The organism is Roseiflexus sp. RS-1 (assembly GCF_000016665.1).
GTDB lineage: Bacteria > Chloroflexota > Chloroflexia > Chloroflexales > Roseiflexaceae > Roseiflexus.
In genome coordinates this window covers 4,052,704-4,068,473 of record NC_009523.1, presented here as the reverse complement: position 1 = coordinate 4,068,473, position 15,770 = coordinate 4,052,704, and the positions used below count along the sequence as shown (strand labels likewise).

Sequence of the window (15,770 nt, the reverse complement as noted above, 5' to 3'; positions counted from 1 at the left end):
TTGAAGGTTGAAGGTTGAAGGTTGGAACGTTGAACGCTTTGATAACAATCGGCTTCATTGGCGTTGGGCGGGCTGGCGGGGCGCTGGCGGCAGCGTTCCATAGCGCTGGATATCGTGTCGTTGCGCTCCACAGTCGCAGCATTGAGCGCGCAACTGAACTGGCGCACCAGATCGGCGCAGCAGTGGTTGAGACTCCAGTCGCTGTCGCTCACGCAGCCGATCTGGTGTTTCTCACCGTGTCCGATGCTGCGGTGACACCTGTGTGTCGCATGATTGCCGCAACCGGTGGATGGCGCGCCGGGCAGGGCGTCGTTCACTGTAGCGGCGCATTCGGGCGCGAAGCACTGGTTGATGCGGCTGCAAGCGGCGCATGGATCGGCGGGTTTCACCCGTTGCAAACGCTTGCCGGGGCAAAAACGGCAACGCGTCTGCGCGGCGCATATATCGCTATCGATGCCGATCCGCCGCTTGCCACGATCCTGCATGCGCTGGCGCACGCAATTGGCGCAATCCCGTTCGATCTCGATGCGCGTCATCGCGCGCTCTACCACGCTGCTGCCGTCATGGTCGCCAACTATACCGTTGCGCTCTACGCCTGTGGAACAGCCTTGCTCGAAAACATCGGATTGCCGGAAGAAGTGCGTGCGCACGCACTGCTGCCATTGCTGCGCGGCGCTGTCGAAAGTCTGGAAAACGCGCCGCCGGATGTGGCGCTGACCGGACCAATCGTGCGTGGTGATGATGGCACGATTGCGCGTCATATCGCCGCCCTTGCGACGCATATGCCGTCGTTGCTGCCCCTCTACCGCGAGTTGGGTCGTGTCACACTCTCGCTGGCTCGTGATATTCCCGCACAGCAGGCGCAGGCGCTGGCAGCGCTGCTCGATGACGGTTGAAAGTTGAAGGTTGCCCGTTGACGGTTGAAGGTTGCAGGTTGCCTGTTGCAGGTTGCCCGTTGACGGTTGAAGGTTGCAGGTTGCCTGTTGCAGGTTGCCCGTTGACGGTTGCAGGTTGAAGGTTGCCCGTTGACGGTTGAAGGTTGTGCGTTGTGCGTTGCAGGTTGGTTGCAGGTTGCAGGTTGTGCGTTGCCCGTTGCAGGTTGCAGGTTGCAGGTTGTGCGTTGCAGGTTGCAGGTTGAAGGTTGCGGGTTGAAGGTTGCACGTTGCACGTTGCATTTTCAGTCCGTTCCCGGTTCCCGGTTCTCAGTTCCCGGTTCCCGGTTCCCGGTTCCCGGTTCTCAGTTCCCGGTTCCCGGTTCTCGGTTCCCGGTTCTCAGTTCCCGGTTCCCGGTTCTCAGTTCCTGGTTCCTGGTTCTTAGTTCTCGGTTCCTGGTTCTCAGTTCTCGGTTCTCGGTTCTCGGTTCGACACATGTCCATAACACAGATCCAACGTCCTCTGCTGATCGCAATGAAAGGTCACCCCGGATCCGGCAAGAGCGCGGTGGCGCGCGCGCTCAGCCGCCGTCTTCGTATTCCCCTGATCGACAAGGACGACATCAAGGATGTGCTGGATGGTCACGTCGAAGATGCTGGCGGGCTGGCATACATCGCCATGTTCAATGTAGCGCGCCGCCAGTTGTTGCAACATCTGAGCGTCATCTGCGACAGTCCGCTCAGCGAAATTGGCGGCTACACAACCGCCTGTGTGGTTGCGCACGATACCGGCGCACGTCTGCTGGTCATCGAATGTATCTGTTCGTCCGAGGAGGAATGGCGGCGGCGGATCGAACAGCGGGCGGCATTACGCCTGCCGGCGCATCATGTGACGACGTGGGAACACCTTCAGGATCATCTGCGCCGACGGGCTGAGACCTCAAATTACCCGATTCAAGAGCCGTATTTGGTGGTCGATACGTATGCGCCGCTCGAAGACGTGCTCCATACGATCCTGGAGTGGATCGAATCGGTATGCCGGTAGGTTTAGCGCTGAGAGTCGAGAAAATCCTGCAAGATGATCGACGCTGCCACCTCATCAATGCGCGCCCTGCGCTGTTCAGGCTTGATTTTGAGATCGATCATCATGCGTTCAGCGGCAACTGTTGTGAGTCGTTCATCGACGAAGAAGATCGGAATGTCGATGAGCGGACGCAGTTCATCGACGAACTGTTGCACCAGCGTCGCCTGCGGACCAATGTCGCCGTTCATGGTCAGCGGCAGCCCGACGACCAGCGCCGTTACCTGGTAATCGCGGATGAGGGTGAGAATGCGTTTCAGGGCGGTGGAGCGTGGTACGGCGCGGATTGTTGTCAGCGGCGAAGCCAGCATGCGGGTCGGGTCGCTCAATGCTACGCCAATGCGCCGCTCGCCGACATCGAGCGCCATCACCCGTCCGGGTTCGCTGCTCATCGCCCCCTCACTCCTTGATCACGATAGTCTGGCAGGTTGCACATCGATGAGGAAGTCGAACCCTGGCAGCGTCTCGATTGCTGGCAGGCTATAGGTGCTGATCGCCCCCTGTTGTACAAACTGCTGGAGCCGCGTTTCGGCATCGCTGCGGGATGCGCCGACCAGGTCCCTTCTGATCTGATTGAGCATATCGTTCGTCAGCGTTCCATACTCGGTGCAGGCGATTGCGCCATTGATCGTCAGTTTCGAACCGTCCCAGCGCCATCCGGCGACATCGAACCCAACCCGCTCGTTTGGATTGCACGGTGTGCCGCGTTGCAGAAAATGCTGCGGGACAACCTGTTCAAGTTGCTTGCTGACCAGACGATCACGAGGGGTCGCCAGGGCGCTGAATCGGGTGCTCACCGTCACCCGGAAGACTGGATTGGCAGGATCGACCGGTTGACCGAGGGGTGGCTCAATCAATGGCGGGTTATACGATTCGGGACGCGCCAGTTCGATTGTGTCGGGGGTGATGGTTGTCGGATCGATAGCCAGCACATTTTGATCGATCTGGCGGGCGAGTTGTTCCATCCCGGCGTTATACAGGCCCGTCAGCGCGTCACCGAGGACACGTTGCACATCGGCTTCGGTGACGATGCGTTGCGCTTGCTCACTGCCGCCGCCGATCGCGTCGTGTCGGATCAGCAGATTTCCCCGGTCGCTGATGATCGGTTGCATCCCAGGGATAAGGATCTGCGTCAACGCATTGCTTCCGACGTTCGAGGCGCTGCCGGGCGAGCGGGCGACGACATTGACCACAACTTCGCCGTAGGTGGTGCTTCGTCCGCGATCGCTCACGGTAGTGACCGCCGCCGGCACGGTAACCTGTCCTTCAATAACGAAACGCACCTCAGCGCCGGCAGGGTTCAACCCCAGGAGTTCCGTGCCTTCAGGGAGCGGGAAGGGTTGTTCAATGACGTTGATAATGCGTACCTGACCGGTTGCCCGTCCGGCGGGCGCCACTGTTTCACTCGTCACCTGCCCCTGAACGGTGAAGGATGCCTCCGCCTGTACGACTGCCGCCTGGATCGACGACGGATTCGTACCGGGATCAGCGGTTGTGATCGGAATAACTTCTCCACGGAAAGGTTGCGTGCGGCTCTGGATCACCGGCGGTCCGACAATGATCGACACACGGTTCGCATGATACCAGCCGAACGCAATCAGCAGCGCAACAATCAGGACTGCGATGGCGATACCAATGATCATGGTGCGATCGCTCGTGCGGGTGGGGGCGCCCGCAGTGCGTGGCGCGGTTCGCACCGTCGCGCGTGACTGCGACTGTCGTCGTGGCGCGGGTGCGCTGCGTCGCGCCGTTTCATGGGCGGACGCGCGCTGTTCCTCGTCCGCGCTGAGGCGCACATCGGCGGCGCTGACCCTGCGGGGCGGGGGAGCGGCGGAAGGCGGCGGCGTTTCGGGTTGCGTCGACGGCGCTGCAACCGTAGCAACCGCATCGGAGAAGTCGTCGAGGGAAGCGGCAAACGCCGCATCTTTCTCCGACAGGTCGGCATACGGATCGCGTGACGGCACATCGTCCAGGGCGCGCAGGAAGGCGGCATCGCGCTCATCGATCACAGGTCTGGCGGGGGGAGTCGTCGGAGCAGGTGTTGCGGGTCGCGGCGATGGCGGATCGCCCACCGCCATCGTTTCCAGACCACTGGAGCGCGCTGCTTCGAGCACGTTCGCATCAGGGCTGATCACCAGCACACTGATGCCATCGCGCTGGAGGATCAACCGCAGCGCTGTGAAACTGCGCCGCCCTTGCAGCGCCGGCGCCCCTTCAGGAACCAGCAGTTGGACGCTGCTGGCGCGTGCTGCGCGCACACGTTCGATAATACCATCGAGTGTATCAGCAGGCACAACCGGCACGACTGCTGATGCCGGGTTGGATGCCAGAATGGCGCTGAGCACTGCTGTGATCCCTGTCGGTGGTGTTTTGGGCGGGAGAGGAATTGGTGACGTCTCATCCGACATGTGTGGATCTCCTCGGGGTCAAACCCCCGCCTGCGCCGCTATCACTGCGGCAACATGCTCCAACGCTTGAGGTATCTTCGCACTATCACGTCCGCCAGCCTGCGCCATATCGGGGCGACCGCCGCCGCTGCCGCCGACGATCGGCGCAAGCGCCTTCACGAGATTGCCAGCATGGATCCGTTTCCCCGCCAGATCGGGCGTTGCCATTGCCAGAATCTGGGCTTTGCCGTCGAATACCGTCGCCAGCACCACCACGCCCGACCCCAATTTGTCGCGCAGCCAGTCGCCCATTTCGCGCAATCGCGCGGCGTTGGGCGCTTCGACCTGTGCTGCCAGGAAGCGAATGTCGCCCACCGATTGCACGCTGGCGAGCAACCCTTCCAGGTTGGACCGCGCCATGCGGGCGGTCAACTCATCGAGGGCGCGCTGACGTTGCTTCAATTCGGCGATCAACGCCTCGACACGCTCGACCAGTTGAGTTTGAGGCGCTCCGACGCGAGCGGCAACCGCCTGGAGTGTTGCAATCTGGGCATCGACCCACGCTTCGGCTTCAGGACCGGTCAATGCCTCGATGCGTCGCACGCCAGCAGCGACGCTACTTTCCGAAATGATGCGGAACAGTCCAATCTCGCCGCTCCGCCCGACATGGGTTCCGCCGCACAGTTCACGCGAGCACATCGGAAAGCCTGCCAGTTCGCGTTCAGCCAGCGCAGCAGGTGAAGGCGCATCATGACCGTTGACGCATCCAATCGTGACCATGCGCACCACATCGCCATATTTTTCGCCGAACAGCGCGATAGCGCCGGCTTCGATAGCCGCCTGATAACTCAACTCCTGCCAGACAACCGGCGTATCGGCACGGATCCAGGCATTGACGCGTCGCTCGATCTCGTGCAGTTGTTCCGGGGTCAGCGGGCGCGTATGCGTAAAGTCGAAACGCAGGCGATCCGGCGCAACGAGTGAGCCAGCCTGCGCGGCATGTTCGCCGAGCACATCACGCAGGGCGCGATGGAGCAGGTGGGTTGCGGTATGGTTGCGCATAATAGCGGCACGACGCCCACTATCGACGTGCGCGTCGACCGGATCGTGCAGCATCACGCTGCCACTCTCGACCACGCCATAATGAACAATCACGCCGGGCACGGGTCGTTGCACATCTTCGACCCGGACACGACCGCGCGGACCGATCAGGACGCCGGTATCACCGACCTGACCACCGCTTTCGGCATAGAACGGCGTGCTGTCGAGCGCGATCTGCACCTGTTGACCGGCGCTGGCTTCGGCGACCTGATCGCCAGCGACGACAATCGCCTGCACCACGCCGCTGCCGGAAACCGCCGCATAGCCGGTGAAGCGGGTTGGCGGCAGATCGATCCCCGCCCATACTTCCGCCTCGGCTGCCCGTTTGAACTGTGCCGCACGACGGCCCCGGTCACGCTGTTCTTCCATGCGCCGCTCGTATCCTGCCTCATCGACGGTCAAACCGTGTTCGGCAGCGATTTTCTGCGTCAGATCGAGCGGAAAGCCATAGGTATCCTTGAGCGTAAATGCATCATCGCCAGGAATGACCGTACTGCCGCTGGCGCGCACCCGTTCAATAACACTGTTCAGAATGCTCATTCCGCCCGAAAGGGTGCGCAGGAACTGGCGTTCTTCCAGATCGACCGTTTCCAGGATAAAATCGGCGCGTTCGCGCAATTCGGGATAGACCGCACCCATCTGCTCGATCACCGCTGCGACGATCTCCGCCAGGAATGGCTTCTCGAAGCCGACCGTGCGACCCTGGTAGACTGCGCGGCGCAGAATGCGGCGCAGCACATACGACCGCCCTGTATTGCCTGGAAGCACCCCGTCGGCGATCAGGAACGCCACCGCGCGGCTATGGTCGGCGACGGCGCGGTAGGGCGCAACCCGCGCGCGATAGGTCGACTCGTCCGCGCCGAGCAGCGCCAGCTGGCGCTCAATCAGCGGAATGAACAGATCGGTCTCATAGGTGGAATGAACCCCCTGCATGACCATCGCCATGCGTTCGAGCCCCATACCGGTATCGACCGACGGGCGATGGAGCGGTTGCATGGTGCTGCGCTCAAACTGCATGAACACATTGTTCCAGATCTCGACATAGTTCGGATCGTCGGAATTGACCCCCTGCGCACTCATCGCCCGCAGATCATCGCCGATATAGATCGTAATCTCGGAACACGGACCGCACGGACCGGTATCCGCCATCACCCAGAAGTTGTCCTTGCGTCCGAAGCGAAGAACACGGTCCGGATCGGCGCCGGCTGCAACCCACAACTGCGCTGCTTCGTCATCAGGCGGCACCTCGTCGTCGCCCTCGAAGACGGTAAACCACAAACGTTCAACCGGGAGTTCGAACACCTTCGTCAACAACTCCCACGCCATGGGAATCGCCTCGGATTTGAAGTAATCGCCGAAGGAGAAGTTGCCGAGCATCTCGAAGAACGTATGGTGACGCGGCGACGGACCGACCTCTTCGAGATCGTTGTGCTTCCCCGAGACGCGCAGACACTTCTGAACCGTTGTGGCGCGGGTGTATGGGCGTTGCTCCAGTCCCAGGAACGTATCCTTGAACTGCACCATACCGGAGTTGGTAAACAGCAGGGTTGGATCATTTCCAGGGATGAGCGATGAACTGGGTACCCGGACGTGACCGCGTTCTTCAAAGAAACGCAAAAACTGCTCACGAATCGCGGCGCTGGAAAGTTTTTTCATAGCGATAATAGCCTTTGCCAGACATGTCGCCCCACAGAGGCGTCTGGAAGAAGTACTATGTGGTAATGTCGTATGCATTGTACGGCATATGAGCGCGCTGCGTCAACAATGCCGCCGGCGGATGGTGCACGAAATCTTGACAGGTGTGCTATAATAGCCATGCGAGTGAAGCATTGCGTTGGCAATCCTCTAGATCTCGCATCTGACGCGACTCCAGAAGTCAGACATTCCCCTGGAAAGCGCCAGGCGTCCACCATACTGTGGTGTAACTCTGTGTTTCATAATGCAGTCATAGCGTAGCTCTCCGTAAGCAATGCGGCTGCAAGCCTCCAGTATGGTCGAGCGCCGTTCATGTAGCTTATCTATGAAAACAACGCGCCAGTTGCTGATTGGCACATACATTATTCCCATATCAATAGAATCGGCGCAGTACGATCACCTCTGAAGTCTGAAACACATGGCGCTGCTGCGCCGTGTGTCAACAGAACATACCATGCCACAACGACGCACGTTTTGGTCTATCTGGAACGATTGAGTAAGCATCCGCTATGTTACGGCCGGCGTAGAGACGCGTCGGCAAGGAGTCTTCTGTGCCAAGAATGAGAACGAAAAATACCACCAACAATGGCGGCGAGCCGGTCGCCGAGTACACCGAACCCGTTCGCGACAAACCGATCATCAATGTTGCCGAACTCGAGAGCAAAACGCTCAATGATCTGCGAGAACTGGCGAAAGCGAGCGGTATTACCGGCGTCAGCAATCTGAAAAAGCAGGATCTGATCTTCAAACTGCTGCAAGCGCAGACGGAAGAGGCGGGCCATACCCTGTCCGACGGTGTTCTCGACATTGTCGCCGATGGGTATGGTTTCTTGCGCGGTGAACGGATGTTGCCCGGACCAAACGATGTCTATGTGTCGCAATCGCAGATTCGGCGGTTTGGGCTGCGCACTGGTGACCGGGTTTGGGGGCAGATCCGTCCGCCGAAGGAGAGTGAGCGGTACTACTCGCTCCTGCGCGTCGAGTTGATCAATGGGATGGATCCGGAAACAGCGCGCAAACGCCCGTCGTTTGATCAGTTGACGCCGATCTTTCCCAACGAACAGATCAAACTCGAAACGGAGCCGCACCTGCTGGCAACACGTCTGGTTGACCTGGTGGCGCCGATCGGTCGTGGTCAGCGCGGTCTGATCGTGTCGCCGCCCAAAGCAGGGAAGACGTTGCTGCTCAAGGCGATTGCCAATGGCATCACCACCAACTATCAGGACATTCACCTGATGGTGCTGCTCATCGGTGAACGCCCCGAAGAAGTCACCGATATGCGGCGCTCGGTCAAGGGCGATGTCATCTCGTCAACGTTCGATGAGCCGGTCGAAGACCATACGAAGGTCGCCGAGATGACGCTGGAACGCGCCAAGCGACTGGTTGAAGGCGGGCAGGACGTTGTGATCCTCATGGACTCGATCACCCGTCTGGCGCGTGCGTACAACCTGGATATGCCGCCGAGCGGGCGCACGCTCTCTGGCGGTATCGATCCGGTGGCGCTCTACCCGCCCAAGCGCTTCTTCGGCGCTGCGCGCAATATCGAGAATGGCGGGTCACTGACGATCATCGCTACCTGTCTGGTCGATACCGGCAGTCGAATGGACGATGTGATCTATGAGGAGTTCAAAGGCACCGGGAATATGGAACTGCACCTCGACCGCAAACTGGCGGAGAAGCGTGTGTTCCCGGCAATCGACATTACCCGCAGTGGTACGCGCCGTGAGGAACTGTTGCTGCCGCCCGACGTGCTGCGTCAGGTGTGGACGCTGCGTCGTATGGTCAGCATGCTCGGCGAAGGCGAGGGTACTGAACTGGTCCTGACCCGCATGATGAAGACGCGGAATAATGCCGAGTTCCTGGCGACGTTGAGCAAGGCGAATTAGAGAACTGAGAACTGAGAACTAAGAACTAAGAACTGAGAACCGGGGACTGGGAACCGGAGACTGTGCGCCGGAGACTGGGAACCGGGGACTGTGCGCCGGGGATTGGAAACCGGGGAACTTCGCACCGGGCGTCGAGATTGTCGGAAAACGCCGTTCATGTCTACGGAAGGATCCGTTCTTCGGATATTCTGTTCGTACCAGCATCATAGTGCATGCAAGGAGTGGTATCCATGCAATGCCCGACATGTGGCGCTGTTCTTTCACCAACCGCCAGATTCTGCTCCCAGTGTGGCACTCGCATTGCAGCGCCACCGCCGCCAGCCGCACCGCCACCGCCGCCTTCCGAGCCGACGCCATCATCGACGGGTGATCTGTACGCATACGGCAATCAGATGGGTCAGCGGTTGGACCTGCCTGACCCGACGGTGACCGCGCGTGGGCGTGGTGTGACCGGGATGGAATATCAGATTGTTGGGACGACCTTGCAGGCGGTCATTCTTGAACTTGACCCTGGCGAGACGGTCTACTCCGAGTCGGGCGCGATGTCCTGGATGTCGGGCAACATCCAGATGGCGACCAACACCCGCGGCGGCGGGCTTGGCGGGATGTTCAAGCGCGCCATCTCCGGCGAGAGCCTGTTCCTCAACGAGTTCACCTCGGCTGGCGGCAAGGGCATCGTCGCCTTCGCATCCGATTTCCCCGGCAAGATCGTGCCGGTTCCGCTTCTCGAAGGGCAGAGTATGATCGTCCAGAAGCAGGCGTTCCTCTGCGCCGAGAAAACGGTCGGGCTTGATATCCACTTCCGCAAGCGCCTGGGCGCGGGGTTCTTCGGCGGCGAGGGGTTCATCATGCAGAAGTTAACCGGTCCGGGGGTGGCGTTCGTCTGTCTGGACGGCGAGATCGTCGAGTATACGCTGGATGCGGGGCAGGTGCTGAAGGTGGACACCGGGCACGTGGCGATGTATGAGCCGACGGTGGAGTTCGACATCGAGATGGTGAAGGGGTTCAAGAACATTCTGCTGGGCGGCGAAGGGTTGTTCCTGACGACGCTGCGCGGACCGGGGCGCGTCTGGTTGCAGACGATGCCGACCGCCAATCTCGCCAAAGCTGTTGCCGGATATATATCGTTTGGCGGGAGTAGTCGAAGTGGGAGCAGCGGCGATGTGATTGGTGATGTGATCGGCGGTCTGCTCGACCGGTAGGGGATTCAGTGCAAGGGGTGGGAAACCCCGGTCTGGCGGCAAGGCGGGTGATGAACCCGCCTTTGTTGTGACGGAGCGTTATGTTGGTTAGACCCCTCGATGTGCACCGCACGCCGGGGAGTTGCGTGCTATAATGCGCGCAGTATGTATTCGTTGTTTGTGCATCTGGAGTTTGGATGACTATGAATCTCTGGCACGAGCTTGAGTCCGGTCCCAACACGCCGGAAGTGGTTCACGTTGTTGTGGAAATTCCGAAAGGCTCGCGCAACAAATACGAGTATCACAAGCAAACCGGGGCGTTCAAACTGGATCGGGTGCTCTATTCGGCGGTTCATTACCCTGGTGATTATGGGTTTATTCCGCAGACGTACTACGATGATGGCGATCCGCTTGATGTGCTGGTGATGACGAACCTGCCAACCTTCACCGGCTGTATTGTCGAAGCCCGTCCCATTGGCTTGTTCCGCATGACTGACCGTGGTGAGCCGGACGACAAGATTCTGGCAGTGTTGCACTATGATCCGTTCTTTGCCGATTTCAGCGACTACACACAGTTGCCGGCGCATTATCTCAAAGAAGTCGAACACTTCTTCACGGTCTATAAAGACCTTGAAGGCGCCCGTGTCGAACCGATCGGATGGGAAAATGCCGTTGTAGCCAAGGAACGGGTCTGTTACGCGGTGAACCTCTACTGGGACATGCGAGCCGGACGCCTCCCCAAGCGTGTGTAGCCTGGTATGCTGACGCATGACATCTGACAAGCACTCATCGATGCCTGATCAGCGCGTCGCCTACTCCGCAGGAGGCGTTATTTACCGTGTCAATGGCAATCGGTTTGAAGTGGCGCTGATCGCCACCCATGAAGGACGACGCTGGGGTTTACCCAAGGGTCACGTGCGTCGCGGCGAGACGGCGGAAGCCGCCGCAGTGCGCGAAATCGCCGAGGAAACCGGACTGACCGGTGTTGTCGAACGCCATCTTGCAACGATCGAGTACTGGTTTCGCGCCGGATCGACGCGCATTCACAAGTATGTCGATCTGTTCCTCGTGCGCTATACGGGGGGGGCGCTGATGCCGCAGACGGCTGAGGTCGATGATGTGCGCTGGTTTTCCCTTCAGGAAGCGGCGGAGAGAGCCAGTTTCGCCCGTGAACGCGATGTGCTCAATCAGGTGCGTCAGCTTCTGGAGGGAAAATGACGTGGGCGAAAGCTCTGCCCTCGCCCATTCTTCCTGAAAGGTTCTCCCCTGATCGCTACGTTGTGCTCGATGGGGTTGGCGTCGGCGTGAGCGGCGCTGCCCACCATCCCCGCCCGTGGAAGCCGCGCCCGCGTGGGGTGAAGAAGAGCGATCCTTTCTGCTCTAGCTTCGCATAGATGGTATCCGCCTGCGCCTGGGTCAGATCCCCATCAGCGACCGCCTGGCTCAAGCGGGTTTTGGCTGCAGCGAGCGCTGCGTCGATAACCGCCTGTTCAGTGGTTCCTTTCGCCTGGGCGATCTGTGCCAGCGTCTGCCCGCTCCGCAGTTGGGTCAGCAGTTCAGTCGTGGTCATCCCCAATTTCTGGGCAGCGGCTTCAAGCATTGCCTGGGGAAGATCGCGGAGCGCAGTTGCCGCCGGTCCCGGAATGCGTCCCCGTCCCCGCAGGACGCCGATGTCACCGTTCTGGAGGCGCGACTTGAGCGCATCACCCTGCGCCTGTGTCAGTTTCCCCTGTTGCACCGCGTCGTCAATCGTTCTGTTCCCGGCGGTCGTGATAGCGCCGTCGAGCGTGGCGCGCTGGATGTTCAGCGTAGCGGCCAGATTGTCGAGAAACGCATCCCAGAGCGATCCATCGGCGGTCCAGATTCCGGGATGCGCCGCTTTGGGTGATTGGGCGCTGGCGGTTGTTGCAGCAAAGATCGGACCGATAGCAATGCCGAGTGCAACTCCCATGACCATTGCCCCGATCAGCAGGAAACGTAGTTGTTTCATACCCTGTATTCCTCCATGTCAACTGTGCGTGTGCGGTGTCGTGTGTCCGCTGCGTCTATGGTAGGAAAAAATTGTTAGGAAGATATGTAGATCGTTTGAGGAAAGGATGAACGATCACGTGGAGACGCCTGGATCGGAGGCGCCTGGCGATGGGAGACAGGGATGCTACGTTCAGGGAATGCGGAAAGGTGTGACAGGGAGAAGTGGCGGGGAGGGAGGGATTCGAACCCTCGAGGGGATTGCTCCCCTAGCGGTTTAGCAAACCGCCGCACTAGGCCAACTATGCGACCTCCCCGTATTGTCCTGGATGGCGGAGGGGGTGGGATTCGAACCCACGGGCCTTGTTGAAGGGCCGGTCGTTTTCAAGACGACTGCATTACAACCACTCTGCCACCCCTCCCCTGTCACGAAGAGCGCCGAAGCGCCGCCTCATTGGGGTGGCAGGCGGGACAGGAATCGAACCTGCAACCTGCGGATTTGGAGGCCGCTGCTCTGCCAATTGAGCTACCCGCCTGCGTCGGCGATCATAATAGCATATCGATGCGATTTTCGCAAGATCGCGGCGGTTGAGCGGTTGATCTCCGGCGCTACGTGGCAAAACCGAGACTTCCCTGCAGCCCATTGCCACTGATCGCATCGATCGTCGTTTGGGTAATACTCTGGACGATCTGGATGATCCTGGCTTCCAGTTGCGCGAACGGGCGTCGATCCGATCGCGCGAGCGGCGCGAACTTGCGCGCTGCCTCGAAATACCAGCGAATGTGGGAAATGAGGTGGACCTGCTCCACCCGGTACCGCTGAAGCACGGGCCATCCCCATCGATATTCGCGTTCGATGACGGAGATCGACTGCAACCGTAGAACGACCTGGATCAACCGATGAAAGCGATGAGGGGTACGTTCATAGACCATTTGTTGGAACTCGGTTGCATCGGGGCGCGATGGATCATAACAGAGCGTCGGGAAAGCATGTTTGAGGCGTTCAGTGACTGTACGGCAGATATGTTCGCGCTGCATGTCAAGCAGTGTCGCGTACTGGTCTCCCCGAACCGCAAGCCACTCATCCAGAGGAACCATGACCTGCTCCTTTTCGGTTGCGTTATGGTGTCGAAAGGCTGGCGCTCGACAGAAATGTCAGCCAGTCACAGGGGTCATGCCGTCACGCACTAGCGTACCACAAATAAGCCAGAAAGAAAAGACCAGATATGGACTATTTTTGGTCCATTGTTTCACGGACAATCGCAACGCCGGAACTTGTGCCGATGCGTGCTGCACCGGCAGCAATCATAGCGTGGGCGTCCGCCAGTGTGCGAATGCCGCCGGCAGCCTTGATCCGGGCGCGATTGCCAACGACCGCGCGCATGAGCGCTACATCCTCGACGGTGGCACCGCCTGATGCAAACCCGGTTGAGGTCTTCACAAAATCGGCGCCAGCTTCAACCGCAAGGATGCACGCGCGTCGCTTCTCTTCGTCGGTCAGCAGAGCGGTTTCGATGATGACTTTGCAGATCGCTCCGCCGGTATGCGCTGCTTCGACGACGCTGCGGATGTCGTTGAGCACGTGGTCATTGTCGCCGTGTTTGAGATGACCGATGCTGATGACCATGTCGATCTCACGCGCGCCGTCGGCGATTGCCTGGCGGGTCTCGAAGACTTTCACCGCTGTGCTGGTTGCTCCCAGCGGAAATCCGGCAACCGAGCATACGACAGTGGCGCTTCCCAAGAGTAGCGCGGCTGCCTGTGCCACATGCACCGGGTTGACACAGACGGCAGCGAAGCCGTATTCGCGCGCCTCAGCGCATATCTGTGCGATCTGCTGCGGTGTTGCATCGGGTTTCAACAGCGTATGATCGATCATTCGTGCGATGTTCATCGATTGCTCGCTTTCAGTTTATGGAACGGTCAGTCGTGGCATGGTCAACAGCGCATGCGGCACATCCAGAAACTCGAGCGGCGCGTCGGGCGCCAGTGAAAATGCTTCACGCGCCAGACGATCTGCCAGCGCAATCCCGGTCGCCATATCGGGCGCGGCGTGCATATGGCAGGCGCGCACAACGTCGGGATGCTGCGCGCCGACGACGATGATCGGATGGCGCACCAGCGTCTGCGCCAGGATGTAGGCGCGTTGCGCTCCGGCAGGAAAGCCGGTCTGTCGCAGGTCTTCCAGAAGGTGATGAGGTGATGGTGCGCGTGCCAGCGCTTCGAAGAACCGTCGTTCGCCAGCGCCCTCGCCAGCGCCTTCCGGTATTGGCGCCGGTAACAGGATCGGCGCGCCGGGGAGAAGCGGGGTGCGTTCCGCCAGCGCCAGATAGGTTGCTGCACGACTCGCCTGATACAGATTGACCGCTTTGGGTCCCTCGACCCCTGCACACGCCACGTGCACCGGATGGTTCACCGGCGTTTCGTAGATCGTGCGCGCCTGCGCTACCAGATAATCGTGGACAGCGACTGGCGGACCGGCGGCGATTATGAGCGGCTCTCCCGTCTCGTCGAGGATGGTGTTGACCACGTAGCGCAATCCGATGCGTTCGCCGCCAGCCCGCACGAATGCCTGAAACGGGTTGCCTTCGATTGATCCCAGGCGAGTGCCGGCATGGTCGAGCATCACGGGTCCGTGGGTTGCGCTGATGGTCGCCTCGCCGCCGCAACCAATGACGACTGTTTTCGCGCCGCCGGAATAACCGGCGTACTGGTGCGGTTCGACAACGCCGGTTGCCAGAAGGAGGTCGCATTCGACACACTGCCGGTTGACGACCAGCGGTATGCCGTCGATGATGCCAAGATCGACGAGTCCGTCGGGATCGAGTGCATTGTGGTCAACAATACGGTAACGGGCAACGATGGCAGGTCCCAGTTTTGCCAGGCGTTCGGTGGCAGTCGAAGGGCGATGCAGACCAGTGGCGCAGATCAGGGTAATGTGCTCCGGAGCGATCCCGCACGCCTCAAGTTCATTCAGGAGACCGCCGACCAGGTGTTCATCGGGGCAGGCGCGGGTCGCGTCGGTAAAGGCAATGGTCACGCGCATGCCTGGTCGAGCGAGATCGGTGAGACGCCGGTCACCGACGTGGATCGTCGTGGTATGCGACGCAACGGGGGTATGACTGATAGCGCGAGTCACCCGCCAGGATGGCGGCAGCGGCACGGCATCGTTCATGACGTTCTCCATCAATCGGGCCAGTCAAGGACGACAAACACATCGTTCCCTTCGATGCGCGTCTCATAGGTTGGAATGCGAATGCCAACCGGCGGCACGATCGCTTTACCAGTGCGGACGTTGTAGGTCCATCCATGCCACGGGCATGTGACCGTCTCGCCGATAAGGACGCCGGACGAGAGAGGACCGCCCTCGTGCCGGCAGGAATCGCTGAAAGCGTAGATCACGCCTGCGACGTTTGCCAGTGCGATGGGCAGGCCATCGATCTCGACATAGATCATCCGACCAGGCGGAATGTCGTGGTATGCGGCGACACGCACGATGTCACGAGCCATGGTGCATATTGTAGCATAGCGGCTGGAATCGTGTATAATATACTGCCGGGCGTTGCAGGGAGACGGCAGCGCGACCTTCGCAACGGTCA

The 15,770-nt window shown here is 60.1% G+C and carries 14 protein-coding genes and 3 tRNA genes; 6 read left to right on the top strand and 11 right to left on the bottom strand.

Translation table 11 applies throughout. From position 1 onward, the window contains the following. Window positions 1-29: 29 nt before the first annotated feature. Together ROSERS_RS16620 and ROSERS_RS16615 are read left to right on the top strand one after the other, a co-directional pair. Complete coding sequence (locus ROSERS_RS16620; RefSeq protein ID WP_157041120.1) at window positions 30-896, top strand: Rossmann-like and DUF2520 domain-containing protein; 867 nt, start codon at window positions 30-32, stop codon at window positions 894-896. A gap of 472 nt (window positions 897-1,368) precedes the next feature. Beyond that, window positions 1,369-1,917: an AAA family ATPase gene (locus ROSERS_RS16615; protein WP_011957931.1), complete on the top strand. Its 549-nt coding sequence runs from the start codon at window positions 1,369-1,371 to the stop codon at window positions 1,915-1,917. A gap of 2 nt (window positions 1,918-1,919) precedes the next feature. Here the strand turns inward: ROSERS_RS16615 and ruvX are convergent, their stop codons facing one another. From ruvX to alaS, 3 genes are read right to left on the bottom strand one after another with little or no spacing between them, the layout of a single operon-like run. Continuing rightward, window positions 1,920-2,345, bottom strand: coding sequence for a Holliday junction resolvase RuvX (gene ruvX, locus ROSERS_RS16610; protein ID WP_011957930.1), 426 nt, complete (start codon window positions 2,343-2,345; stop codon window positions 1,920-1,922). A gap of 18 nt (window positions 2,346-2,363) precedes the next feature. Further along, window positions 2,364-4,361, bottom strand: a complete 1,998-nt coding sequence (locus ROSERS_RS16605) for a hypothetical protein (RefSeq protein ID WP_011957929.1) — start codon at window positions 4,359-4,361, stop codon at window positions 2,364-2,366. 18 nt (window positions 4,362-4,379) lie between these two features. Next, the gene (gene alaS, locus ROSERS_RS16600) at window positions 4,380-7,097 is read right to left on the bottom strand and encodes an alanine--tRNA ligase (RefSeq protein ID WP_041333950.1); all 2,718 of its coding nucleotides are present in this window, start codon (window positions 7,095-7,097) and stop codon (window positions 4,380-4,382) included. Between the two features lie 677 nt (window positions 7,098-7,774). Between alaS and rho the strand changes: the two genes are divergently transcribed. The 4 genes from rho to ROSERS_RS16580 all read left to right on the top strand — a co-directional run bounded on the left by rho (window position 7,775) and on the right by ROSERS_RS16580 (window position 11,421). Then, window positions 7,775-9,022, top strand: coding sequence for a transcription termination factor Rho (gene rho / locus ROSERS_RS16595; RefSeq protein WP_041335610.1), 1,248 nt, complete (start codon window positions 7,775-7,777; stop codon window positions 9,020-9,022). 230 nt (window positions 9,023-9,252) lie between these two features. After that, window positions 9,253-10,224: a TIGR00266 family protein gene (locus tag ROSERS_RS16590; protein ID WP_041333946.1), complete on the top strand. Its 972-nt coding sequence runs from the start codon at window positions 9,253-9,255 to the stop codon at window positions 10,222-10,224. A gap of 182 nt (window positions 10,225-10,406) precedes the next feature. Beyond that, window positions 10,407-10,955: an inorganic diphosphatase gene (locus ROSERS_RS16585; protein ID WP_366946611.1), complete on the top strand. Its 549-nt coding sequence runs from the start codon at window positions 10,407-10,409 to the stop codon at window positions 10,953-10,955. 16 nt (window positions 10,956-10,971) lie between these two features. Beyond that, on the top strand, window positions 10,972-11,421 hold the full coding sequence (locus ROSERS_RS16580) for an NUDIX hydrolase (RefSeq protein WP_011957924.1): 450 nt from the start codon (window positions 10,972-10,974) through the stop codon (window positions 11,419-11,421). 55 nt (window positions 11,422-11,476) lie between these two features. On the opposite strand, the gene ROSERS_RS16575 is transcribed toward ROSERS_RS16580, so the two are convergent. The 8 genes from ROSERS_RS16575 to ROSERS_RS16540 form a co-directional block, all read right to left on the bottom strand. After that, a complete protein-coding gene (locus tag ROSERS_RS16575; RefSeq protein ID WP_011957923.1) occupies window positions 11,477-12,193 on the bottom strand; it encodes a hypothetical protein in 717 nt (238 codons plus the stop codon). A gap of 204 nt (window positions 12,194-12,397) precedes the next feature. After that, window positions 12,398-12,488: transfer RNA gene (locus tag ROSERS_RS16570), tRNA-Ser, on the bottom strand. A gap of 13 nt (window positions 12,489-12,501) precedes the next feature. Continuing rightward, window positions 12,502-12,593 (bottom strand) — tRNA-Ser (locus ROSERS_RS16565). Between the two features lie 38 nt (window positions 12,594-12,631). Further along, window positions 12,632-12,707: transfer RNA gene (locus ROSERS_RS16560), tRNA-Trp, on the bottom strand. A gap of 73 nt (window positions 12,708-12,780) precedes the next feature. Further along, a complete protein-coding gene (locus ROSERS_RS16555; protein ID WP_011957922.1) occupies window positions 12,781-13,269 on the bottom strand; it encodes a hypothetical protein in 489 nt (162 codons plus the stop codon). 133 nt (window positions 13,270-13,402) lie between these two features. Continuing rightward, on the bottom strand, window positions 13,403-14,065 hold the full coding sequence (deoC, locus tag ROSERS_RS16550; protein WP_011957921.1) for a deoxyribose-phosphate aldolase: 663 nt from the start codon (window positions 14,063-14,065) through the stop codon (window positions 13,403-13,405). Window positions 14,066-14,083: 18 nt separating this feature from the next. Beyond that, window positions 14,084-15,346 (bottom strand): lactate racemase domain-containing protein, encoded by a 1,263-nt coding sequence (locus ROSERS_RS16545; protein ID WP_011957920.1) that lies wholly within the window; start codon window positions 15,344-15,346, stop codon window positions 14,084-14,086. An 11-nt stretch (window positions 15,347-15,357) separates the two neighbouring features. Continuing rightward, complete coding sequence (locus tag ROSERS_RS16540) at window positions 15,358-15,681, bottom strand: Rieske (2Fe-2S) protein (protein ID WP_041333940.1); 324 nt, start codon at window positions 15,679-15,681, stop codon at window positions 15,358-15,360. Window positions 15,682-15,770 lie beyond the last annotated feature (89 nt).